Here is a 24,167-nt window from a genome sequence, read left to right as displayed (position 1 = left end):
AGGAGAGATGAGTTATGGCAGGAACGAGAGGTATTGCCAGATTCCGTGGTGAGCAGTTGAACAACAAACTGTTGCGGGATCAACATTTTGATGAAGCTAATAAGATTGCAGAGAAGTACATTGATCTCCAGTTTCATAATCACCGTGAAATTTTGGAGGACACTAAGATTGATGTATTTGTACAGGTGAATGAAAAAGCGGTTGCCGGCAGCACACAACTGGATGTATCGGGCGATATCGGCACAAGAACCGTCTCGACCGGAGATAAAGTGGAAGGTGTCGTGCTGACCGAAAAGGTGCAGCTTCGCGCCGCAGGTACAGACAGCCCGATCGGAGACAGCGATTCTGACGTGGTCTACGGTCGTCTTGAAGAAAGTAAAGGCAGTTATCTTCTGAAATTTTATAGTGTAGAAGGGGGCAAAGAGCAGCCGTACACATTTGCTGCAAAAGCGGACAAGATTGATTATCGTTTTGTGATTCGTACGAATTTGTCTGTCATTCCTCCTGATGCAATCATTCAAGGCGGTAGCGGATTCGTGGAAGGAGCCACCGATGCCAAAGCCTATATGAATCTGGTTCAGCTGATGAAGGATGTGTATGGCTCGGCAGGCACGCTAGACAATGATGGTAATTCGAATCTGGGAGTTTCAATTCAAGGCCAGATTAGCCAGGAGGTACAAGATCGCAAAGACGCAGATCAGGCGATCCAGGATCGGTTGGCTTCTGCTACAGGTGCACAATTGATCGGGGTTGCAACAGATTCCAACTATAGCGGAGTGACTTTACAAGCTGCTCTCAGCAATGTAGCAAAGCGCTTGAAATCTTCTGAGGATTTGATGAATGGGATCAGTGATCGGGATGCGGATTCCGCCAGCGGCTATTTCAAAGCAGGGGCTTTTGGCAATGCAGAAGGTCGTATTCTTGATTTGGAGAAGGCGGCGGATGCTGCGTTCAAAGCATTGAGTGTGAAAGTGGGCACGATCGAAGCGGCGGCTGAAGAAGAGGTATTTGAAGCAGCTGGAGGCGAGACGGAGTACACGCTAAAAAAGGGAAAAGCCAAAGATAAAACGGTACGCCTGGCCATCAACGGGCAGCTCCAAACACCAGGTATTAACTTTACCTATATCAAGGATGAAGGTGGATTGATTACAGGCTTTAACTTTACGCCGGATACGTTGAAGGTTGTCGAAAATGTACCGGATGTTCTGTTCATTCAGTACCAAAAGGCTGAATAAGCAATAAGCAATTTTAATCCTATTTTCTCGAAAAATAGCTCTTTATATCAGTTATAGCAGCACCCCTTGGAAGCGTTGAACGAGTGCATGCTCATTCTCAGCATCTAAGGGGTGTACTTATGTCCACCTCTAAAGAATTTTGTAGGTTTTATTTCCGCAGAATGTTAGTTTTCATTGCAAGTTACTTATATTGAGTATGCCATGAAGAATGTGGCGAAGGGTTTTATTTTATCTTTTCTAAAATGAAGGAGGAAAAAACATGCCAGCACCAGCAGTATCATGGCTTAAAACGGACAACGTAACAACATTGTCAAAATGGGAGATCGGGACGATAGACGCGGGATCTTCTTCCCCATCTTTGGGTGTGCTTATTTGGAACAACCGTGGGAATGCAAATAACGATTTTTCAACCATGACCAATTGTACCATTACGACCAAGGATAGCTCGGGAGGAGATAGTGGTGAGTTGGTCCTGAATACATGGATTCAGGTACGTGTAGATAGTATGGGGGAATCCAGCTTTACTTCAATTGGCGGGACAGCAACGAAAGTCATTCAAGCTGGCGGGAATACGGTCAATTCCAAGGGAACCTTTTCGCCGGGAAACAAGGAAATTCTGGGCGTTATCAACGATGGCTCCGTAGGAAATTCCAAAGGCAACTACACACAGGTGACACTACAAGCAAGCGTTCCGGCTACGGCCACGGCAGGTAATGTCAACTTTCTGACGCGTGTGGCCTATCAGTACGTCTAACAACGCATATCCAATACAATGGGAGGAAGAATATCTATGTTTGCACAATGTAACGGATATTCTCCTGTGTCACAGGATTTTATTTGGCTAGGTGAGTACGCGGACGGTACTCACCTTTCTGAGTATGATTTTGTCACGCAGGCAGAAAACAGCTTTTATGCCATTCAAAGAGATAAATTGATCCGCTTTGGCATGGTTGGGCATGGTCAGACCTTCTTCTTTGAAAGTGACGGTATTTTCAAACTGGCTGGCAGGATGGTGGAGTTGGTATATTCAACGCCGGACAAAGACTATCACCTGACAGGTAATGTGTTTCAATCCTATAGAGATATTATTGCATATAAGGATGCGGAGGCATCCGGGTTACCCAACTACAGCCCTGCTGCGGCAGGAGAAAAAGGGGTAATGAGCAGTACGATTACCCAATTTAATTTTGGATATAAGGCGGCACTCTTGTTTGACCAGGTTGAATTTCATGTCAAAGCGATCTGTAAGATTCCATTCAACGCACCCGTTCATATGGCATTGAGACTAGTGTCCAATACGGAACTGAATGGCAAATTACAGGTCAAGGTAAACGGCTTGGTTACACAGGAATTCAGTGCTCCATTAAAACCCGATATCGGAGGTGAATTGAATTGGCTGGTTCAGTAATTCGTAATTATACGATTGAAGTGGATAAAATCAATAAAAAGTCAGTATTCAGTATATATCCTTATCCTGTAGAGGTCCTTACTCCAAACGGCTGGGAGAACATCCAAGAAGAATTTGAAGAGCTGCAGGCAAAAAATCTGGACGATAATTATACATTAACACCTGAGGAAGAGCAGCTGTATCAAGAATATAAGCAATTAGCTGATTCCTTTTATGAAAATAAAATAGCATCCACGATTATTTTGGATACCGTCGATCCGACGGGAATCGACATCGTGGGCAGAGACCGGGTGCAGCATGTATTGGATGCGGAAACCCGTGAACAGATTCCATTTGGCCGTGAATTTGCTTATGTGCATGGAGCCTCCAAGCTGAGTGGAACGATTATTTTACCCTATGACGATTATTCGGATGTATATGTCGTAAGTGATGCGGATGAAGACGGTATTGCCGAGCTGACCTACGTGAAGACGAAGGAAGAGACGGGCGGCGTAAGACCCTATTACGAAAAGATAGAGGGTCAGACCTATATTTATGTGGATCATTTTTCCGGTGGTGGCGGAACACAGGCAAATCCTTATATTGTTTCTACCGAACAGGATTTGGATGGTGTGCGTAAGAATCTCGGGGCCTGGTATATGCAGGATCGGGATATTGTCATGGGGAGATTTCAGAGTGGAGAGGGGTTTACGCCGATAAGTTCCGACAGTTCTATATTTTCAGGTGTGTATGATGGTAATGGTTACGCTATAAAAAGCTTGTACATGAATCAGGACAAAAATTATGTTGGTTTATTTGGGTATACCAGATCTGCCACAATACGTAATGTAAGATTGATTGACCCTAGCATCAATAATAAAAAGGCATATACAGGGGCTTTAATAGGTGCTTCATTCAATACTTCAGTGTATAACTGTAACATTATCTCAGGTATAGTAGAAGGTCAGGGTGGGTATGTTGGTGGACTAATCGGTAACATATATCAAGACCCCCGCAATTATTCAGGCAGCTCAACCATTTATTATTCATTTAATTATAAGTGTAACGTTCGATCAGCAGGTAATATTGCAGGAGGGCTCATTGGAAATGTAAATCATTACAGCGGCAGTATGTCAATTGCATATTGTTACTCTACCGGTAAAGTTGAGGATATCACATTAGCTCGGGAAAGAAGCAACATTGGAGGCTTTATAGGCGCTAACAATTCTTCTGCAATAACAAATTGCTACTGGGATATAGAAACCTCGGGAATTCCAACCAGTGCAGCGGGTGTTGGAAAATCTACGTCGGAATTAAAGACTGCCTCCACATTTGAAAATTGGGATTTTGATAACTATTGGTATATGATCGAGGATTACAATGGAGGATATCCTGAGCATCGTCAATTCATTCGATACCCAAGCGGGACAGGCACCAAGGAGGATCCTTTCATTGTTCTAACCGAGTTTGATCTTTCTCAAATGCGTTGGTTCCGCAATGGATTCTATTTCAAATTTGAAGATGATATTAAAATGACACAATTCCAGGATAATAGCGGATTTTACCCCATTGGCTTTAATCTAACGGGTAAAGAAGCATACTTCAAAGGATATGTTGATGGTGGAGGTCGCTGTGTTGCCAACTTATTCATCTATCGCCCTAATGAGCATTATGTAAGTCTGTTTGGCTACATGATGGGCGGATGGATCAAAAATCTGGATATTATTGATTGTAATATTACAGGGTTTCATTATACAACAGCATTCGCAGGCCAGCTTTCCCAAGCTACCATTAGCAATTGCCATACCGATACATTTTCTTATTGCAAAATTACAAGTAAAGGAAGTCATGGAGCTGGGTTGGTAGGACAAGTAACTACGGATGGAATCGTGGAGGATTGTAGTGCAAATACAACTGTTGTAGGAGTAGACTACACTGGAGTGTTTGCAGGCTATTTAGCTGGAAATGGAATTATACGCAGATGCTTTGCTTCTGGTAAAGGTGAGAGTACCGGTAACTACCTGGGGGGATTTTTAGGTTACGGTAATGGTTCTTCTATATTGGAGGATTGCTGGACAGATGCGAAGTTAAATGGAGTAACAGTAGGTGGATTTGGCGGAAATACGACTACCCTTACGATAAGACGATGCCTCGCGTTGGGCAAGGCATTTGCTTCATCCGGTTTGAATGGATTTATTTATACGGGGAGTGGATCCTTTTCAAATAATTACTTTGATAAGGAATTGTATAAGACTACTTCTGGCACAGGGGGATCAGGCTTGACCACCCGTGAAATGAAGTACAGGGGAACCTATTCCAATGCGGCCTGGAATTTTGACGACATTTGGGTCATGGACCCAAAATATAACGATGGTTATCCCGCATTAAGGAAGCTCCTGCCTCTTGATCTGCCGTTGCTCGGCTTCCGTAATGAATTTGGTAAATACTATACGGATAATGCAGGGGAGCGGCTGCGTTATCTGGAGTTCGGTACATTAGTCGCAAGCCAAACCTCTTCTCCCAAACCAGTATGGTTGCAAAATAATGCTGAATTCCCGGTGGATCAACTCAAAGCATGGGTGGATAGTGCGACGGTAGCCAAAGGGATGGAAATTGATTTAAGCATGTCAGATACTCCGTTTTTACCTGCTAAGGAACTAGCCTTTAACGGCACCTTGGCCAAGGGCAGCGCGGAAAAATTCTATGTCCGAATCAAGTCGGATATTGCAGTGAAGACGGGTGGAACGTTTGATCTAAGGGCGAAAGCAAGCCCCATGTAATGATGTTCCAATACAATGGAATAGGGCGTGATGTTGATGTTTAGTAAGAGAGGATTAATCCTTTCCCTTCACGCTTCCCTTGCAGATCAAGGTTTGGAGTTTGGCTCCAACTCAAAACCCACTTCGCAATGGCATGATTTGAGTGGTAAAGGAAATCACGGCATACTGAACGGCTTCCAATTTACGAAAAATGATGGCTGGGTAGGAAAAAACACTCCCATCCAGCCCTATGCCCTGTTTTTTAACGGGACGAGTCAATATATCCAATGTGCAGGCACGGACACCTCTAAGCCGATCACCAGCGTTACCTTTGAGGTGTGGATATATTATATCGGGGGCAACGTTGTTTTGTCCTCCGGGGGACAACTGGACAATACTGAAGGGAACGATACCCAGGGCATCTCGGTCAAGTTTAATCCTACAGGGGAATTGGAGCTTCAGATTGCGACCAGCACGAGCAAAGCGTATGCCAACTTAGGCAGATTACCCCGAAATCAATGGTATCATATTGTTGGCGCATATGACGAAATTACAGGCAATCTAGCTACTTTTCTAAATGGCGCTCCTCAGGGAATTGTGCGGGCTGAAGTCGCTGAACATAGCCAACGGCCCAATGGACTTTTTATTGGCAAGCAGAATACAGAAAATAGCCAAGGTTTTCGCGGCTATATTCCCGTTGTACGATTGTACAATGTTGCGCTAACTATGGATGAAATCGTTGAAAACTATATGGCTGGTTACCTTTTGGGGGTAAGTCATTCTGACATGCGCATTCACGCGAGCGTACCAGAAAGGCAGAATCTCACAGCATCCCTGCAAGTGGGAATTAGAACGGGAGCTCAAGGGAAGCAGACCATTATTCCTGCCGACATGGCTGACATGTCTTCACATATAGTAGTTAGAAGGCCTATTGATGTAGTCAGTAATATGCGTATCAATACTCATGTTTCCGTAACAGCGCACTATGCGATCCATCCCGTGGATCAGGATGATATACAGAGTGCTATTGAAGTAAAGACAGCGGATAACCTTGCAGCTGTGCTGGGTATCAGTGCATCGGGGAAAACGAAAGTAAAGGCTCGTTATGATGTCCTGCCTGCGGATTACAGTGATGTTCAAGGCAGGCTGGCAGTTACGGTGTCCGATAATCTCACTGCTATGCTAAGTGTTAATTCAACAGCTACTGCCATAGTCAGGTACGATGTGAAGCGGCTCGTACCGGATGATTTGCGATCCAGCCTGAGTGTTGTGCAGCAGGGATTACCTTCCTGGATATCGGTAAAAGTAAATACGATATTAGCTGCTCATTATCAGATTCATGCCGTTCAGGAGCAAAACCTCAAAGCTGTAATAGAGGTCAAACAGCCAAATGATCTTGTCAGTAGCTTGAAAATCAACACTCAAGCAAACGGCAGTGGAAGGTATCAGGTACGGAGAATTGAGTCTGCTAATCTCAGCTCCAACCTGCAAATTAAGTCTATTGATCAAGTTAATTCATCATTGTCTGTACGAACGCATACTCATCTGGTCGTGAAATATGGGATAGGGCCACTTGGGGCTGGAGATTTAACTTCCCTCCTAACGGTACCCAATAAATCCAAACTACACAGTAGCATTCAGATAGGCACTCATACCCGAATCATGGGGCACTACCATATTCATAAGCGTCATGTTACAGATTTAGATTCTAGTCTGCAAATTAAGAAAACGGAGAATCTACCTTCATTCTTATCTATTTCATCTTGTACCCAGTCTACCGGCAGATACCGGATAACTTCCCGAAGTTATGATGATCTCCCATCTGCAATGACGGTTCGGGAAGTTTCGAATATGGCCTCATCTATAGGAGTTGCACCTTATACCTGGATGAAAGGCAGATATGATGTTATTGAGCCTCCTACGTACACGACGAGCATTTATGCTAATAAAGATGCTTTTGTTCGTGAGTCTCAACCCAGATTAAACTATGGGGTTGAGGAACAAATGTATGTCGGATATTCTGCCTCGGCGCAGGAGAGATACCGATCTTATGTTGGTTTTGATTTGAATACTGCTTCTATTCCCGAGAAAAATACGACGATTAAATCTGCCGAGCTCAAGGTGTATTTCGATGGTCGCAACGTCCCCCTGAAGGGGATACAGCTTATTGAAGCATCCAGGGAATGGGCAGAATATGGTGTTACATGGCAAAACCAACCGTTTCCATTTGGCTTTAGCAACCCGGATTCAACCTATAACGGTATAAACATCGTTCAGGATGTAGGTGGAGATTCAGGGTACATTTCTTTCGATGTGACGGATTCCATTCGTGCATGGTATGAAGGAAAAAGGCCGAATTTTGGATATATCTTTAAAGCTCTGGATGAATTTGAACATGGAAGTATTCGTTTTTTCACCAAGGAGCAAAAGTCGTATCGTCCTATATTAGTGATTAACTACTATGATACTCGTATCTATAGTTTAGGCAGAAATAGTATAGAGGGTGGCCTTACCACTCGTGTAAGCAAGGGGTCGCAGCTTAAAGGCTCGTTACGCATTAAACAGTCCTATGGGGCAACAGTTTGGAAGGGAAGCCTGTGTGTCCATAACCAAAGGGAGATCTTGGCCGATATTACAGTGACGGTACCTAACTTAAACGGTAAAGTGTCCGTTCGGCGTAAGAATAATCATTCTTTAGAGGCTCAGCTTGTTGTTGCTGTTGCACGTGAGCGTTCAATAGACAGCGCCCTATGGGTAAACAGGAAAATAATACCTTCCAATCTATATGTCTATTACAGGGAGAACATGGATTCCAGGCTGAGCGTTGCCCGCTGGGCAGCTCCGTTTCCCGAACTTTCGGCAACGATTCTTGTCAACCGTAAGGAAACGCTTGGGTCGATCCGTGTAAGAAGGACAGCGCATCAGGATATCACTTCTGGTATGGAGCTGAGTATCCCTAATATATTGGGGAGCATAACCGTCTTCCAGGGAGTAGTAAAGAGAAGCTCTATTTCAGTCCGTAGATCTCGTGAGGCGGATCTGATGGTGGAGGGGCATATACTTGATAGACAAGATATGCCAGCAGATATGAATATCCACAATCCTGATTTTTACGGCAGGCTTCAAATTGTTTTTAGTAGTCAGTTCATGTCCGATTTGTCTATTAGAACAAGAGCACATTCCGGGCTACCTTCAACGATCACGATACCGCAGAATGCCTCTTTGAGATCAAGTATAGCGATTTGGCCGAAAAAAGATGTGCCTTCAAGCCTCACCGTACTTTCGGGAAATTTATGGAGCTCAATATCCATCCCGTACCATCAAAGAATGGATATGCGGTCACGGATTACAGTACGAGTTAAGCTCATTTCTGATCTGGAAATTGCAGTAGGAGTAAGATCTGGCAATTTAGGCTCTAACATAAAGGTTAGAGTGGATGGTCATACGGATCAGCCTTCTCATCTGCGAATCAGACGTAGTCATTTGGACAATATCTTAAGTGAGCTTTACGTAAAAACTTGGGAGAAATCTGAACTTAAAGGCAGGATCAGTGCACGGAAAAGTCGTGAATCCGATCGATGGTTTCGAATCTCGGTGCGTCTTTCCGAACAGCAGGATTGGGATACCGAGCTATCGGTTCGTGTTATAGAACACCATGATCTGAATTCTGAAGTGGGGATTAGACGGGACGCTGCATATGATAAATACAGTCACGTTATCGTTCGACATTCAGAGCAAACAGAGCTTCCAGCAGATTTAGGGATTCGGGAACATAGTCATATCACAGGCTATCTTATTGTGAGAAGGACAGCACAGAAAAGCTTACAAAGTGGTATGAATGTGTGGGAGAAATCCGTTGTTACTGGCTCAGTGGTGATCAGACAGCATCGACAAAATGATCTTCACGGCTCCATGGATATTTGGAAAAGATCTATAATGAAAGGTCATATTTCCGTATGGCAAAAATCCTTGCTATCTGGAGCTATACAGATTCAGATTTATGACGATGTAGCAGCAAGTATAGATGTGGCTACCGAATATGGATACTGCTATATCATGTAAAAAATTAACCCCTGCTATCCGTAGTAGGGGTTAATCTTTACTGATTTTTACTTATATTGATCCTGACGGAGAAGAAAATAGACAACAGGTAGGTGATGTGAGCTGGATATAAATATAATAACCGCAGTTATTGGAGTCATCGGTACAGCCATTTCAGGAGTCATCGGCTACGCCAGCGGTCGTAGTAATAATAAGGTTACAGATCGAGAGCTATTGTCCAAAGATGAGCAGGCTTTCCGGGTTACTTTAATGGATGCCTTGTCAAGTCATAGGGAGGAGATTCATCGCTTAAGTGAAGAGGTAGCTGTGCTTCAGGCTGAAAATTTAAGCTTGCTCGCAGAAAACAGATCCTTGAATGCAAAGGTAGAGGCATTGGTAGCCAGACTTGAAGGTGGATAGGGAATAGATTTTTAAGTTGGCAGCTGGAAATAGAGAGCTATATCCAAATATCTCCTCAGTATCTAATTAAATGTTGAAACAGGTCTTGTGAAACATGAAACGTTTCTTATGATTCAAAAGACTTACTTCAAAAGGTTATATACACAAAGAAAAGTAGAACAATATAACCAATTGAAATAACATCAACCAATTCTAGGAATTGACAAGGTTATATATACCTATTAAAATGAGAACATGAGTTCGTATTTTTGAAAAATAATAGATTAATTGCAACTCTTTTAATAGATACCACGACTATTAAAGTAGAATCCTAAAAATTATATATTAATTAGGTAATTGGAACTGATTCAAATGTATTACGTATTAAAAGAGAATAGGGTAAAATAAAGAAAAAAGTGGAAACTAATTGCCGAATGCTGAAATTCAGAAAGGAGTCGTAATACACATTTTAGAGAGGGGAAAGAGTGAATTGAACCTATTGAACTAAAATAAAATATAAAATAGGAGAGCCGCAATGATAACGACAAATGTAAACTCATTTAACCCAGATGCCTTGAATCATATTTTTAACTTTATACTTCGTGGTGTTAACGAGGAGGATCGAGAGGATGTGAAACAGGATTCTATTGTTCAAATTCTGACAGCAATCCAAAAAGGGAAAATCAAAAAGGATATATTTACTTTTTCACATACGGTTATTAAGCGCTCTGTAGTTGATTATTATCGTAAAAAAAAACGTAAAATTACACAATACAGTACAATCGTTAACTTTTGCGATGGCATAGATGAAGAAGACTCAATGGCCAATTATTACTCGGTTCAAGTGAATGATTACGGATTTAAATTAACAGATGTAAAAGTAGACTATCTAAGCAACCGTAACAGATTCACGAAACAGGAGCAACGAATCTTAAATTTCATGTTATTCACTGAAGAAGGAATGGATATGAAACCTACGGAAATCGCCCATTATCTTGATATTCATAAATCCCATGCTTGTCGAGCCGTAAAAAAACTAAGAGAACTTTATAAAACAGAGCTTGAAAACGAAATAATCTGATATACCACTATCAGAAAAAATCAAATCCAAAAGAGAATAGAAAGGCACTACGCACTGCCCCTTACTATACATTACTTAGTATACATATCTGACAGAGGCATTGCAAGTGAACGATTCTGAAAATTTAATGAAAATTGTTAGAAAAGAAGGTAGTTTACATGCTGAGTCGCTATATCGTTGGCGGAAGATTAGATCCACCTTTCTATCCTACCAAAACTAAGCCCTGCATAGCAAGCCGAAGAATTGATATAGATGGCTTGAGGGTTTTAGAAAGTAAAAGGATGGTAACAGACATCTTTAAAGTATCCAATGATCTGGAGTTCTTCGCTATTTCAATAAAGGCGGATAAGATTACACCTGCTGATTATTGGTCCTTAGTGGTTGATGAAAATATAATTGTTAACCACGTATATTGTAAAGATTATAGTGAAGGCCTCTATTTTCAAGTAGCTCATCCTGTAAAGGGAGGGCGAGAATTTCGTTTTGAATTTTACACGGAAAGTGCTGCACGCAAAAGAATAGAAACATCCTATTATTTTCTGACAGACCCGGAGGTTGTCCTTCGTCTACACGGTATAACAGACCAGAGCTATGATCTATTCTCTATCTGACAGGGTTTAAAAAAGCAGTGGTCTAGGGAGGTTATAGAACGTGATCGGCTATATGAATAAATGCCCCCACTGTGGGGCGGAATCTTCTTTTGTTCCTGAAGAGATGGAATGTGATCAATCCCTTGTTCTTTGGTGTAAGCACTGTGGGGATTATATTAATCAGACCATAACGCTGGAATCTCTAAGAAGATGGTGGACAAGATACGACGCAGGCGAAGATGCATATAAGCCACCGGTGAGCAAGAAAACCCTGCTAAAGTTTGAGCAGTTGGAACAAGCGCTAGCAGATGAACCTGACTGTAACCTGAATCGGGTGGAAATACATCTCAAGGATTTTACGAATTACCACTACACTGATGTTGAAGAAACACAGTAGATAGAGTTAATTGTATCACCATATGAATTTTAAAATGCAGCTAAATCAACTGTGGAGGAAATGATATGAACCATATGAACAACAACATGGATCAGCGAGATGGGGAAGAGGCTGATTCCTTAGAATTTATACAAATTATTAGCAAGATTCAGAGAGTTGTTAAAGAGAATAAGGAGCTTAAAAGGAAAAATCATCACCTAATTTCCCAAAATAGACAACTTGCAGCCCGTCATCAGTTGCTTGAATTACAAATAAATGAATATATGTCTCTGGTTCAGGAGATGGAGCAGCAGCTTCTTACCCAGCATGAGTATGTATTGGATTCTATGCAAACGAATCAAGCGCGTTCAAAGAATCTTTTATACTTGGATAATTTCGGCCATACGTATCTCATTAACTATTTAGATGAATAAATTCTAAAAAGGTAGACCAACTAGTGAAATGTGAGCGTGATCAATATATAAGGAAATTCATTATACTGATATCGGCAGAAAACGGGGTGAACGAATTGCTCAGTGATACGTATGTACAATTAAGAAAACCTGCTGTGAAGGATATGCATAATATAAAGCTGATCTGTGCTTGTAAAGAGAACAAAGACCTTCTTGGAGAATTTCTGCAAGAGAATCGGAAGTTTATGTTTTCGATTATTATGCGATATAAGGGAAGTATAGAAGAGCTAAAAATGAAATTTAAGGTTACTGAAGACGACTTATACCAGCATGCATGTATAGGATTACTAACGGCACTCAAGGATTTTGATATTCATCGAGGAATTAAATTTACTACGTATGTAGTAAGGCCTATTTTATGGGAGGTTAATCAATTATTATATAGCAACTCACAAGAGGTAAGACTTAGTCGGGGAGCTATTGATATGATCCGAAGGATGGTAGAAATTGAAGACACACTAGGCTACAGGCCGTGTGAGCAAAAAATGGCAGAGTTACTTCAAGTTCCTATAGAGCGGTACAGAGAAGTTGCTCAATTCAGTGATGCAATGGAACATATTGAATCCATAGATAACTTTGAAGCTACAGACAACTCACAAAGTAACATCGATGAGCATGTAATTAATAGGGTTTATGTTCAACAACTGTTATGTAGTTCTCTATTTACAGAACACGAAAAAACGGTAATGCGCTTAATTATGCAAGGAGCTAATAACTCCCGGATTTCTGAAATACTCCACGTGTACCCGATGACAATTAGCAGGACACTAACACGCATCAGGAACAAAATAGACAAACAAAAACAGGATGCAGAGAATGCTCAAATCGAAACACAATCCAAATACAGAAATGAAATTGACTTAATTGTAGAGATGAGTAAAGAGCAAAAACAAGTCTTGAATGTTACAGACATTCAAGATGCACTTGAAATATCCGGCTATGATATTTCAAAGTATTCAAAGCGGGTTCTTTACTATATCCGCAAAAAAGCGAAATTAGCTATTTGAATTATAGCAAAGTTATACACAAATCACAACTGTTCTCGGGATAAAATAAGGAAAATAAAGCGTATTTTTATTGAGTACTAGGATCAAGGGGAAAAAAGCCCATGCATTTTAAGCATGAGCTTTAATATGAAAAAAGAAATCAAACTTATCCCAGCATCGTTAGCTCTTTTGGAAAAGAGGTCAATACCTCTACACCATCAGAGGTAACCAAAACGTCATCTTCAATCCGTACACCGCCGAGACCTGGCACATAGATGCCCGGTTCTATCGTGAATACGAAGCCCTCATGAAGCAGGTCATTATTGCCTCCATGTACAGATGGATATTCATGAACACTCATGCCAAGGCCGTGCCCAACGCGATGGTTAAAGGCGGGTCCGTATCCAGCGGCTTCAACAACAGCCCGCGCAGCCTGGTCTACAGATGCACAGGATACTCCCGGGCGAATGGCAGCAATGCCGGCTTCATTTGAGCGGAGAACCGTATTATAAATGGTTTCCAGCTCGTCCGACAGCTTTCCGAAAGCAAAGGTACGCGTAATATCCGAAGCGTAGCCATTGGAATATACGCCCATATCAAACATAAGCAGATCGCCGTACTCCAGCTTGCGGGTGCCTGGAATACCATGAGGGAGCGCTGTTTTGTGTCCAGACAGCACCGTGGTGTCGAAGGACGGACCGTCTGCTCCGATTTTTTTCATCTGGTATTCGATTTCGGCTACCAGCTCGACTTCCGTCACGCCTTCACGTACATGGGTTAGGCCGTGACGAAGAGCATCTTCCACCAAACGGGCGGCATGTTTGAGTCGCTCTACTTCCTCAGGAGTTTTTCGCACACGCATTTCTTGAAGTACAGGACCCAGATCCACATATTGAGCGGCACCAATGGCAGTATGTAGTTGTTCGTAACGGAGAACAGAGACGTGTTCCTTTTCCAGTGCGAAGGCTTTCACTCCGCTGCCTGTGCGTTGGCGCAGTAGATCATATGGATTGTCCGTATCGGTGTGGGTGGATATGCGGGTTACGGAAGAAGCCGCTTGGGCGGCCTCTGCATCCAGGGCAGGTACAATCAGTTCTGGCTCTTGATCCCGAAGCAGTACCAGGCCGAGAAAGCGTTCATGCGGCTCGCTGGCAAAGCCTGTCAGGTAGTAAATATGCTTGGGATCAGTTACGAGTAGGCCGTCCCATACTTGTGACTTCAGTTCATCATACAGCCGGGTTATTTTATCATTCATTTAGATTCATTCCTTTCTATTTATTCATTATAGCTCTTCATGCACAACGATTTGTAGCTTTGAATCATCTATCCTCGTTCCTGACTTAATGTTTGGAGGCGAGCCTGCACATTCCGATCATAAAAACCACCATGGTAGCAGAGTACCTTCTCAGCATCCAATACAGTCAGTTTATCTAGGCTCTTCAAGGCCAGTGGCATATCCGGCGTAGCCGATTCAGCCGGGCCAACCAGTTCACCCTCGACTACACGCAGCTCATCCGCTGCCAAAAGCAGCTTTTGCGCGGGTACATACAAGCTGATATGCCCTGGTGTATGGCCTGGAGTATGAATAATCTGTACTCCTCCACCATAAGGCAGATGTTCGCCGTCCTCAAGAATATGAGCAAAGCGCAAATCTGGCAGGCGTCGAATCATATCCTCGGCTTGCTGCTTGAGCGCAGTATCCATCAAATTTATCCGTTCCGGCGTCAGCTTCACAAACGGTCTTTCCCCTGTCATGTAAGGAACGTCATCTTTATGAGCCAGCAGAGCCGTATTCGGCAGCAAGTCCAGCAATGCATGAACATTCCCGATATGGTCAATATCCTGGTGTGTTAAAATAATTCTCTTCAGGTGGTTGATATCTTCCCCCGCATCAGCAATAGCTTTGCGCAATGGTTCCAATTGGCCGAGCATCCCTGTGTCAATCAGCGTAAGTCCGTCCTCATCCTTGAGCAGCACAGGATAAATGGTCGTCTTTCCAAAAAAGGATTCCATAGGTACTTCCAGAATCAAGATTTGAGTTCCAATATTCATATTAAGCTGCCCCAGAATCCTTTGCATTCTGAAGCATACCTCCTTGTCTCATGTTGTTAAATGGGTTGACTATGTTGTTGCACGTCTTAAATTCTATTATAGAACCCTTTGTGTCTAATCCGCAAAAACAACTCGATATGGCTGTTCCGCCGCTTGTCTTGTACAATGAATAAATCACCACTAGTGGAGGCGGATATGAACAATGAATCAGGAACAATCTTTTTCCATTGAATTTGCACTCAGGGAGGATCTTCCCGATATTGTGGACATTTATAATTCTACGATCGCAGGTCGAATGGTCACGGCAGATCTGGAGCCGGTGACAGTGGAAAGCCGTATTTCGTGGTTTGAAGCTCATCAGGAAAACCATCGGCCGTTGTGGGTTTTGAGGCAAAAAGGGGGCATTGCCGGGTGGGGCAGTCTTCAATCCTTTTACGGGCGTCCAGCTTATAACGGTACGGCAGAAATCAGCATTTATGTTCATGAAGCTTCCCGTGGAACCGGAACTGGAAGTCGTCTGGTCCAGCATATGCTGCATGAATGCCCAAGACTTGGTGTTACAACGCTGTTGGGATTTGTATTTGGTCACAATGAGCCGAGTATTGCGTTGCTGCGGAAGTTTGGATTTGAACAGTGGGGTTATTATCCGCGTGTTGCCATACTGGATAACGTTGAGCGGGACTTGGCAATATTGGGTAGACGAGTGGATGATGTAGAGGGATAACCGGAACAACAAACGAACGTGCAAAGATAGTTAACACAGAAGGCTGTCTCCAAGGCTCATGCACTGAAAGGTGCGTGATTTTGGAAGCAGCCTATTTTGATTGCTTTTTAATGTGGGGTCTAAAACGTATGCTGCGAAAAATTTGATTGATTACTTCAGATAACACCAACCCGACAGCGATGGCCCCTGCGATCATCAATGTACTTATGGCCAGCTCCAGTGCCTGGGGATAATTATGCTGTACAAACTGACGCATGGCATTATAGGCCATGCCCCCTGGAACGAGTGGAATCATGCCTGCCACGCTGAAAATAATCACAGGCATTTTATACAGTCTCGCAAAGCCTTGACTGACAATGCCGATCAAGGCTGTAGCCAAAAGGCTGGCGGTCACAGGCCCCATACTGTCTGTGGTCGCATAATAGACGAGCCAGCCCAGCATTCCGACAAAGCCGCATTGCAGCAGCGAGCGCCGGGGAGCGTGGAAAAGAATGCCGAAAGCAGCGGTGGCAATAAAGCTTGTGAATAATTGTGCAAGCATAGGCTTGAATCTCCTCCGAATCACATATACGTAATGATAACTGCAACGCCAGCCCCGATGCCAAAAGACGTCAGGCATGCATCAGCACCCTTGGAAAGTCCCGAAACGAGATGTCCGGCCATTAAATCACGGATGGCATTGGTAATTAACAAGCCTGGCACCAGTGGCATGACAGAGCCAATAATGATTTTGTCCATCATCTGCCCCCAGCCTGCTATCGTAAGCAGAGCCGCCAGCAAGCCGATCAAAAAAGATGCGGAAAACTCTGAGAAAAACTTAACCTTAACGAGCCTGTGAAAATATTGCACGGATGCGAAGCCAATACCGCCACACAGTAAGGCTGCGGGAAAGTCTCGCCAGACTCCACCAAACATAATCATGAAACAACCGCTAGCCAGAGCCGCGGCTACCAGCTGTACACGATTGGAATAGCGGAGAGGACCGCATCCAATCTCCGAAAGCTCCTTTACGGCATCGCGGGGAGACAGGTTACCTGTGCTGATTTTACGTGAAATGGAATTCACCTCGGTCACCTTGTGCAAATCGGTGGTCCGCTCTACGATGCGGATGAGTTTGGCAGGCTCCGAGTTGTTAATGGCAAAAAAAATCCCGGTCGGTGTTACATAGCTATGGGACTCGGGTATACCGTAGGCCAAGGCAATGCGGGACATTGTGTCTTCGACGCGATAGGTTTCGGCTCCATTTTGCATCATGAGTTTGCCGGCCAACAGACAAACCTCGACGATCTCAGGAGTAGGATAGGAATGATTATTCATGCTCGCTCTCTTTCATGCGTACTGGGTCGTTTGACCCTATTATTTTCATTTATTGTAGCACAAAAAGCCGCCTTTTCAGAGGCGGTGATGTTGGGGAAATTCAAGAATTCGTTTAAGATTCCACCGTATCCGGAATAACGGTATAATAGGACTCTTCCAAATATGCTGCGGCTTCGGACAGGCCCATAGATTTAAGTTGTCCTGCTACAAAAGCACGAAGGGTGGAATGGGTGAACAGATGCTGTGTCTGGGCATCCCGGATAAAGGCCAGCCTGGCTTCATACGATCCGCTGCGAAATAACTCACGCACAGCTTCACCTTGCTGCTCCCAATGGAAGGGCTCTGCCACGCTCAAAAGGGCACCTTCTGCATTAGAAGAATGATGCTTTACAGTAGGAAATCTCCGAATGCCCAAGCCGTTCAACGTAGGAGCCGCTTCATTTTGCTTCCGTTCCAATCGCAAACTGTCGATGTAGACAGCCATATCCCGAATGGGCTGGACACCGAAGCGTTCCCGAAAGCACTCGTGTACAAACAGAGTACGTTCATCTGTAGCCTGAGGCACTCGCTGACCCATATGTCCAGAATAGTCCTCACCGTTGGCGAAGTACCGTTTTAATGAACTATTTTCCGTATAAACCACGCTTAAAAAATCCTGCAGATGACGGGCAACCACCCATACACCTGTCCAATCAACGGGGGATACGCACACAATGGGAGCCCATAAAAGATCCTTTTCAAGTCCAAAATCGGTTAAAAATCCATAATGTATTCCGTCCACGCCTGCATGGGCAAACGGAATGACATCTGGCGGTGTAGCCATATATCGGGGTGCCGGGCCCTGCTCCATAATCAGTCCCAAATCAAAACCCAGAGAATGCCGGTTCGCTTCAAGCTCCTGTTCAAATTCGATAAGTGCCTCAATCAAAGGTGTAGCTGATCCATAGGCTAGGTCAGAACCGGAATTCATCGTGTATGCCTCCCTTTTCCAAGTACATCCGTAAAGCGTTCATCCCTAAAAGTTACGTGATTTCACACGAAATGTAAACATGTATAATAGAACTTTAACAAAAATGTGACCTTTTACCTGTGTGTGGTCTTTTCAGTGTATGTTGGCAGCTGTGAAGCGTGAATGCGGTAGACAAGGTGTGAAAGGGCAGGGTGCAACGCAACAGGTGAGCGGGTATAATATCAGGACAAGGTGAAGATGAGCGTCATCCAAAGATTTTACAGAAAGAAGTGGGTATATGGATTTGCAAAAGAAGGCAGTCTTTTTTGATGTAGATGATACCATGTATGATCATTTGCACCCTACACGCGACGCGCTGCGTACAGTATTAGGATTAAGTGAGCGTTTTCCTTATGAGGAAGCCTATCATCGTATCCGCTATTATAGTGATCTATTATCGGCCCAAGGAGGACTATTGGAGGGGAAGGCAGGACCGGGTGAATTGAACGATATGAGGGAGAGGCGTTTCGTCCTGGCTTTACAGGAATTCGGGGTAAATATCACCCATGAGCAAGCAGTACATGTTCAAAAAGTATACTTGGATCGTCAGTATCGGATAGAGCCTTTTGAAGGAGCAACTTCCTTAATGGATGCATTGAGCTCGGCTGGATATTTGGTCGGCTTGATTACGAACGGTCTTGAAGAGCACCAGATGAGCAAGATCAAGGCAATGGCGCTGGAAAATCATGTTGCACCAGAGCATATCTTTGTCTCTGGAACAGTTGGCTATGCCAAGCCTGATCCACGCATTTTTGCAGTGGTGAACGAGCGGACAGGAACCTTGGCAGAGCATTGCTGCTATATTGGGGATTCCTGGCGGAATGATGTGGCGGGAGCTACAGCCGCGAATTGGCGGACGATCTGGTTCAATCACAGGAACGCACCCCCGGAATCTGACGTGTTGGGAGCCTATGAAACAGCGTCCAGCTATGCGGATTTGAAGAAATTACTGCTGCCATGTTCCCAAACAAATCCTGCATCATTCTGAATCCGTTCCTGAGGATGACCCGTAATACAACTTATCCGGCATATGTCTAACCTCATTTGAAGTGGTATAGAACAGGGAAGGAAGGGGTCGCACATGGTTGAACAATGGAGACAAGCAGACGACATCATACGTCAAGTGACCGTTTACAGTACGGAGGATAATGACCCGGTTACTATTAAAACAGTCGCTCAGGACGTCCGCTGTATTGGCATCGGAACCGATGCGGCCGTATTTACACTTGATTCATTACCCGGATACGCGTTCAAGGTGTACTCAGACATGGCGATCGAGAAAAAAGATGCGGAGGCCCATGTATATGAGCTTTTGCAGGGGTCCAATTTTTTTCCTCATTATTACGGGAAGGGCGATAAATACATTGTTATTAGCTATGAATCCGGCATTACGCTGCTAGATTGTCTGCTGCAAGGGATTCCGGTGCCGGAGCAGGTCATTCTGGATGTGGAAGAGGCGAGGGAATTTGTCCGATCCAAGGGATTGAACCCGCGTGATATTCACCTCAAGAATGTGCTGATGCAAGATGGACGAGCCAAGGTATTGGATGTATCCGAATACGTCAAGGAAGGCGATGACAAACGATGGGAGCATCTGGTATGGGCGTATCACACGTTTTATTCAGGTATAGCGGGGGTTAAAGTCCCGTCCTGGATTTTGGATACGATCAAAAAGTGGTATTACAGGCTGGATAACTCCAGCTTCAATCTGGAGGAGTTTGCCCAGCGGGCCAGTCAATTGTTCTCTAAATGGAGATCATAACAGTTGTTGCGATAACCCGTTTAGCGCCTGAAATTTTTTGCAAAAAAAGGATTGCACCCGTAATAAAGGGAGCAATCCTTTTCTTTTATCTGAAATCTCTGGGCACTCTTCTGGCAACACCGCTCGCAATGGCTGCTTTAATGACCATTTCCCGTACCCGCTGAACCGCAGTCTCGTTAAAGACACCGGGAATAATATACAGCTTGTTTAATTCCTCGGGACGGATGGTGTTTGCGATGGCTTCTGCTGCCGCCAACTTCATCTCCTCGTTAATTTCACGGGCACGGCAGTCGAGTGCTGCCCGGAAAATACCGGGGAAACAAAGCACATTGTTAATCTGATTCGGATAGTCCGAACGTCCTGTGGCGATGACACCTGCAATATCCTCGATGTCCTCTGGCGCAATCTCGGGAACCGGGTTAGCCATGGTGAAGAGCACAGGAGCCTTGTTCATACGCTTCACGTCTTCTCGTTGCAGCACTCCACCTGCCGATAGACCGATAAACACGTCAGCGTCCTTCAGAACCTCGGACAGCGTGCCAGACAATCGTTCGGGGTTGGTATGCTGGGCATACCAGTTCCACATCGAATTCTCATAGGACTCATCTGCTGTAATCGCTCCGTGACGGTCTACGCCAATGATGTTGACGGCTCCTGCCGATAGCAAAATCTTGGTGCAGGCCACACCCGCCGCCCCGATACCGCACACGACAATTTTTACATCGGACAGTGATTTGTCGACGACCTTGAGTGCATTGATCAGGCCTGCGTATAGAACGACAGCTGTGCCGTGCTGATCATCATGAAAAACAGGGATGTCCAGCTCATTACGCAACCGCTGCTCAATCTCAAAGCAACGTGGTGACGAAATATCCTCCAGATTAATGCCGCCAAAAGCAGGGGCTATTTGCTTAACGGCCTTGATGATTTCCTCGGTGTCCTGCGTATCCAGGCAAATCGGAAAGGCATCAACGGAACCGAGCTGCTTGAATAGCATAGCTTTGCCTTCCATGACCGGCATGGCTGCATAGGGGCCGATGTTTCCCAGCCCGAGAACGGCGCTTCCGTCAGAGACGACGGCAACCGTGTTGCGCTTGATCGTCAAGCGAAAGGCTTTGTCCGGCTCCTCATGAATGGCCATGCATACACGTGCCACATCCGGGGTATATACCCGGGACAAGTCGTCGCGATTCTGAATCGGCACCTTGGGCTGCATTTCAATTTTACCCCCAAGGTGCAGCAGAAAGGTACGATCAGAGATGGATAATACTTTTACGCCTTGCGCTTTTTTGATCCTTGCAATCATTCGGTCGATTTCTGCTGGATCGGCAATGGTAACCGTAATATCCCTCACAGTGACGTTCTCAGAGGTACGAATGACGTCAATCGCAATTACATCTCCGCCATGTTCGTTTACCAGCGTAATCAATTGACCAAATTGGATGTGCTCGGTGGAAATTTCCAGTCGTAAAATGATGTTTTTACCGCCAATACCGCCTTGCATACAAATTCCTCCTTTATGTTGCATAACAAAATCAATTGATTGCGCTTACAATCGGTAGCGCGCTTAAAGCAAGCTGTTGATATTTCAAATTAGTGGTTTCTTCCCCTATCATATTGAACATTCTCCCACTTGTACAGATAAAGCTGTAAGATATCGATAACTTTGTATCAAAAAAGGACAAAAGCCCGGCTATATTCAGCCCAAGCGTTCGTCCTTATCGGGTCACATCATATTTTTACCGTAGTAAATTTCGTCCATTTCAGTTTTGAGGCGTGTTGATATGTTTTGCTGCTCGCTCACGCTCAGACTTTCCTTGGTATACCCGAATAGATAATTGTCCAAATCGAATTGCTTTAGCTTACATTTGGTATGAAAAATATTTTCCTGATACACGTTCACGTCTATCATGTCATACTCACTGTGCACTTCGTCAGGGATATAGTTTTGAATGGAGGCGATGTCATGGTCAATGAACAGCTTGTGTCCATGCGTATCACGCGTAAAGCCGCGTACCCGATAATCAATCGTCATAATATCCGTGTCAAAAGAATGGATCAAATAATGGAGTGCCTTCAGCGGGGAAATTTCTCCACAGGTAGAGACATCAATATCTGCTCGGAACGTACTAATCCCCTCGTCTGGATGATACTCCGGGTAGGTGTGGACAGTAATATGGCTTTTATCCAGTTGCATTACGACAGAGTCAGGCAGAGGGCCGGGGGATTCCGCGTATGATTCAGTTGGCACCTCCACAATAGGCCCTTCCGATATAAGCACTGTTACGCTTGCTCCTTGAGGAACATAGTCCTGCTGGGCCACGTTGAGCACATAGGCGCCGATAATGTCGGATACATTTTTCAGGATAGCTGTCAGCCGGTCCGAATTGTATTGTTCATCAATATATTCAATATAGGCTTCACGTTCTTCTTTGGTTTTGGTGTAACAGATATCATACATATTGAAGCTTAATGATTTGGTCAGATTGTTAAATCCGTGCAGGGTAATCCGCTGTTCCGATGTGATGGTCATAGGCTATTTCCCCTTATGGTCGCAGTATTCATACATAATATTCCCAACGTTTCTTTTCATATACCGATTCATCAAATCAGTTCAGTTCTGTAGCTATGTATATACTTTATTTCTTCCTCAGTGATTTTTAAGTAACAGGATTTATAATGTTGAGTATGCACATGAGGAAAAAGGCTATATGTTCCTCCGCTCAAGTGTGGAAAAATGGTACGCCAGAGGATTTATTGTTCTGTTTTTGGAACAGAATAAACAATGGACTCGTAGTAAAACAGAAAATCCGGGTTAGTGGCTGCTCATTCCAAGTACACTTCATTTTTTAACGTTCAAAAAGCATATGTCATCTTCACAATATTAAAAACTTAACCGAATATGATTATAGACCTCGGAACAGTGATTTTGTATATTGCATAAAACAAGAAAAGCAACTTCAGCTAATCATATGCGTATAATGGAATAAACGTAAGAAGCTAAGAATTATGAAGTTAAAATGAATGTTGATCGTAAAAGGAACTGTACAACCCTAGCCTATGTTACTGTAAGAAAAACGGTGGAAGGAGTATCAAGATGCTGGCTTTGTCCGATCCGGTCTGGAATTTGCTCCAAGGCCCTTACGGTTCTTCTCAATACGTTCCGGAAATGTTGAACCAGCTCCAAGCCGGATATGACGGCGAGATAGCTGACACCTTGTATTGGGAGGAACTGTATCACCAAAACACGTTGTATACTTGTACATTTGCAGCCGTACCCTACCTTGTAGACATTGCGTTAAACAGTTCTGATGTAGGTATTCGTGCGGATATATATAACATTTGCGGAATATTCGAAGCGAAAAATTACAATCCCTTACATACCAAAGTTCCACTGGAATTTGCAAGGGATCAGATAGAAGTGGATTCTAGTGTGGCTGAATATATTTATGAGCAATATCGACATGCCATTGTCCGACTTGCACAGATGACTGAAGAAATGGTGCTTTATGCGAAAGAACACGAGGGAAATATAGGTAAACGTTATGTTTTGGCTGCTGCTGCCGCCTTTCAAGGCTATCGTAGTATAGCTTATATGCTTCAAAGTTTCGATACAGGTGACGAATATACGCTGGATTGTCCACATTGCGGTATTCCGCTCTATATTTGGCCTGCTGAACAAAGTGATACCCTGATCGTTTACGATAAAGATCCTGTGCATTCAAACAGCCTGATTCCCCATCCGATTCACCCCGGTTTATTGGATCACAGAGGTTCCGATGTACAATGGCTATACGAGTATGCTCTGAAAATCGAAGAAAACAAGCTTCCAAGCCATCTGCCCTATTTAATCGGTTGGCTAAATTGTCCAATATGCAATACTCCCATTTATATATGGGATGAGCTGATGAAAATGGCTGACGGTGTTCGGAAGTATACCGCTTATCAATAAAACTTGGGGCTATCTCGTTCAGCC

The 24,167-nt window shown here is 44.0% G+C and carries 21 protein-coding genes; 14 read left to right on the top strand and 7 right to left on the bottom strand.

Annotated elements, in window-relative coordinates:
• The first annotated feature begins 14 nt into the window (after window positions 1-14).
• From KQI_RS0123605 to KQI_RS0123555, 10 genes are all read left to right on the top strand, one after another.
• Window positions 15-1,235 (top strand): hypothetical protein, encoded by a 1,221-nt coding sequence (locus KQI_RS0123605; RefSeq protein ID WP_010349352.1) that lies wholly within the window; start codon window positions 15-17, stop codon window positions 1,233-1,235.
• Window positions 1,236-1,494: 259 nt separating this feature from the next.
• Window positions 1,495-1,989: a hypothetical protein gene (locus tag KQI_RS0123600; RefSeq protein ID WP_010349351.1), complete on the top strand. Its 495-nt coding sequence runs from the start codon at window positions 1,495-1,497 to the stop codon at window positions 1,987-1,989.
• Between the two features lie 36 nt (window positions 1,990-2,025).
• Window positions 2,026-2,643: a hypothetical protein gene (locus KQI_RS0123595; RefSeq protein WP_010349349.1), complete on the top strand. Its 618-nt coding sequence runs from the start codon at window positions 2,026-2,028 to the stop codon at window positions 2,641-2,643.
• On the top strand, window positions 2,628-5,402 hold the full coding sequence (locus tag KQI_RS0123590) for a hypothetical protein (RefSeq protein ID WP_010349347.1): 2,775 nt from the start codon (window positions 2,628-2,630) through the stop codon (window positions 5,400-5,402). Before KQI_RS0123595 ends, KQI_RS0123590 begins: the two co-directional genes overlap by 16 nt.
• A gap of 36 nt (window positions 5,403-5,438) precedes the next feature.
• The gene (locus KQI_RS0123585; protein ID WP_029390310.1) at window positions 5,439-9,443 is read left to right on the top strand and encodes a DNRLRE domain-containing protein; all 4,005 of its coding nucleotides are present in this window, start codon (window positions 5,439-5,441) and stop codon (window positions 9,441-9,443) included.
• Between the two features lie 913 nt (window positions 9,444-10,356).
• Window positions 10,357-10,902: a sigma-70 family RNA polymerase sigma factor gene (locus KQI_RS0123575; protein WP_010349343.1), complete on the top strand. Its 546-nt coding sequence runs from the start codon at window positions 10,357-10,359 to the stop codon at window positions 10,900-10,902.
• A gap of 158 nt (window positions 10,903-11,060) precedes the next feature.
• Window positions 11,061-11,513, top strand: a complete 453-nt coding sequence (locus tag KQI_RS0123570) for a hypothetical protein (RefSeq protein ID WP_010349342.1) — start codon at window positions 11,061-11,063, stop codon at window positions 11,511-11,513.
• A gap of 40 nt (window positions 11,514-11,553) precedes the next feature.
• On the top strand, window positions 11,554-11,889 hold the full coding sequence (locus KQI_RS0123565) for a hypothetical protein (protein WP_010349341.1): 336 nt from the start codon (window positions 11,554-11,556) through the stop codon (window positions 11,887-11,889).
• 65 nt (window positions 11,890-11,954) lie between these two features.
• A complete protein-coding gene (locus tag KQI_RS0123560) occupies window positions 11,955-12,302 on the top strand; it encodes a hypothetical protein (RefSeq protein ID WP_010349340.1) in 348 nt (115 codons plus the stop codon).
• Between the two features lie 86 nt (window positions 12,303-12,388).
• Window positions 12,389-13,348 (top strand): sigma-70 family RNA polymerase sigma factor, encoded by a 960-nt coding sequence (locus KQI_RS0123555; RefSeq protein WP_241763996.1) that lies wholly within the window; start codon window positions 12,389-12,391, stop codon window positions 13,346-13,348.
• Between the two features lie 145 nt (window positions 13,349-13,493).
• Here the strand turns inward: KQI_RS0123555 and KQI_RS0123550 are convergent, their stop codons facing one another.
• Window positions 13,494-14,582 carry a M24 family metallopeptidase gene (locus KQI_RS0123550; RefSeq protein ID WP_010349337.1) on the bottom strand — a complete coding sequence of 363 codons (1,089 nt, stop codon included), beginning with the start codon at window positions 14,580-14,582 and terminating at the stop codon, window positions 13,494-13,496.
• Between the two features lie 68 nt (window positions 14,583-14,650).
• A complete protein-coding gene (locus KQI_RS0123545; protein ID WP_010349336.1) occupies window positions 14,651-15,406 on the bottom strand; it encodes an MBL fold metallo-hydrolase in 756 nt (251 codons plus the stop codon).
• Window positions 15,407-15,581: 175 nt separating this feature from the next.
• Between KQI_RS0123545 and KQI_RS0123540 the strand changes: the two genes are divergently transcribed.
• On the top strand, window positions 15,582-16,103 hold the full coding sequence (locus tag KQI_RS0123540) for a GNAT family N-acetyltransferase (RefSeq protein ID WP_010349335.1): 522 nt from the start codon (window positions 15,582-15,584) through the stop codon (window positions 16,101-16,103).
• A gap of 91 nt (window positions 16,104-16,194) precedes the next feature.
• On the opposite strand, the gene KQI_RS0123535 is transcribed toward KQI_RS0123540, so the two are convergent.
• From KQI_RS0123535 to KQI_RS0123520, 3 genes are all read right to left on the bottom strand, one after another.
• Entirely contained in the window at window positions 16,195-16,644 is a 450-nt protein-coding gene (locus KQI_RS0123535) for a threonine/serine exporter family protein (protein WP_010349334.1), read from the bottom strand.
• A gap of 20 nt (window positions 16,645-16,664) precedes the next feature.
• Window positions 16,665-17,420, bottom strand: a complete 756-nt coding sequence (locus tag KQI_RS0123530; RefSeq protein WP_010349333.1) for a threonine/serine exporter family protein — start codon at window positions 17,418-17,420, stop codon at window positions 16,665-16,667.
• A gap of 112 nt (window positions 17,421-17,532) precedes the next feature.
• Window positions 17,533-18,390: a hypothetical protein gene (locus tag KQI_RS0123520; RefSeq protein ID WP_010349332.1), complete on the bottom strand. Its 858-nt coding sequence runs from the start codon at window positions 18,388-18,390 to the stop codon at window positions 17,533-17,535.
• Window positions 18,391-18,667: 277 nt separating this feature from the next.
• Between KQI_RS0123520 and KQI_RS0123515 the strand changes: the two genes are divergently transcribed.
• The gene (locus tag KQI_RS0123515; RefSeq protein WP_010349331.1) at window positions 18,668-19,417 is read left to right on the top strand and encodes an HAD family hydrolase; all 750 of its coding nucleotides are present in this window, start codon (window positions 18,668-18,670) and stop codon (window positions 19,415-19,417) included.
• 93 nt (window positions 19,418-19,510) lie between these two features.
• The gene (locus KQI_RS0123510) at window positions 19,511-20,191 is read left to right on the top strand and encodes a protein kinase family protein (protein ID WP_010349330.1); all 681 of its coding nucleotides are present in this window, start codon (window positions 19,511-19,513) and stop codon (window positions 20,189-20,191) included.
• Window positions 20,192-20,276: 85 nt separating this feature from the next.
• Here KQI_RS0123510 and KQI_RS0123505 read toward each other — a convergent pair whose 3' ends face one another.
• Both KQI_RS0123505 and speD read right to left on the bottom strand, forming a co-directional pair.
• The gene (locus KQI_RS0123505; RefSeq protein ID WP_010349329.1) at window positions 20,277-21,695 is read right to left on the bottom strand and encodes an NAD-dependent malic enzyme; all 1,419 of its coding nucleotides are present in this window, start codon (window positions 21,693-21,695) and stop codon (window positions 20,277-20,279) included.
• Between the two features lie 222 nt (window positions 21,696-21,917).
• On the bottom strand, window positions 21,918-22,724 hold the full coding sequence (speD, locus tag KQI_RS0123500) for an adenosylmethionine decarboxylase (RefSeq protein ID WP_010349328.1): 807 nt from the start codon (window positions 22,722-22,724) through the stop codon (window positions 21,918-21,920).
• Between the two features lie 564 nt (window positions 22,725-23,288).
• Here speD and KQI_RS0123495 point away from each other — a divergent pair.
• Window positions 23,289-24,143, top strand: a complete 855-nt coding sequence (locus tag KQI_RS0123495; protein WP_010349327.1) for a hypothetical protein — start codon at window positions 23,289-23,291, stop codon at window positions 24,141-24,143.
• Window positions 24,144-24,167 lie beyond the last annotated feature (24 nt).

Source organism: Paenibacillus peoriae KCTC 3763, from assembly GCF_000236805.1.
Taxonomy (GTDB): domain Bacteria; phylum Bacillota; class Bacilli; order Paenibacillales; family Paenibacillaceae; genus Paenibacillus; species Paenibacillus peoriae.
This window is presented reverse-complemented; position numbering and strand designations above follow the sequence as displayed.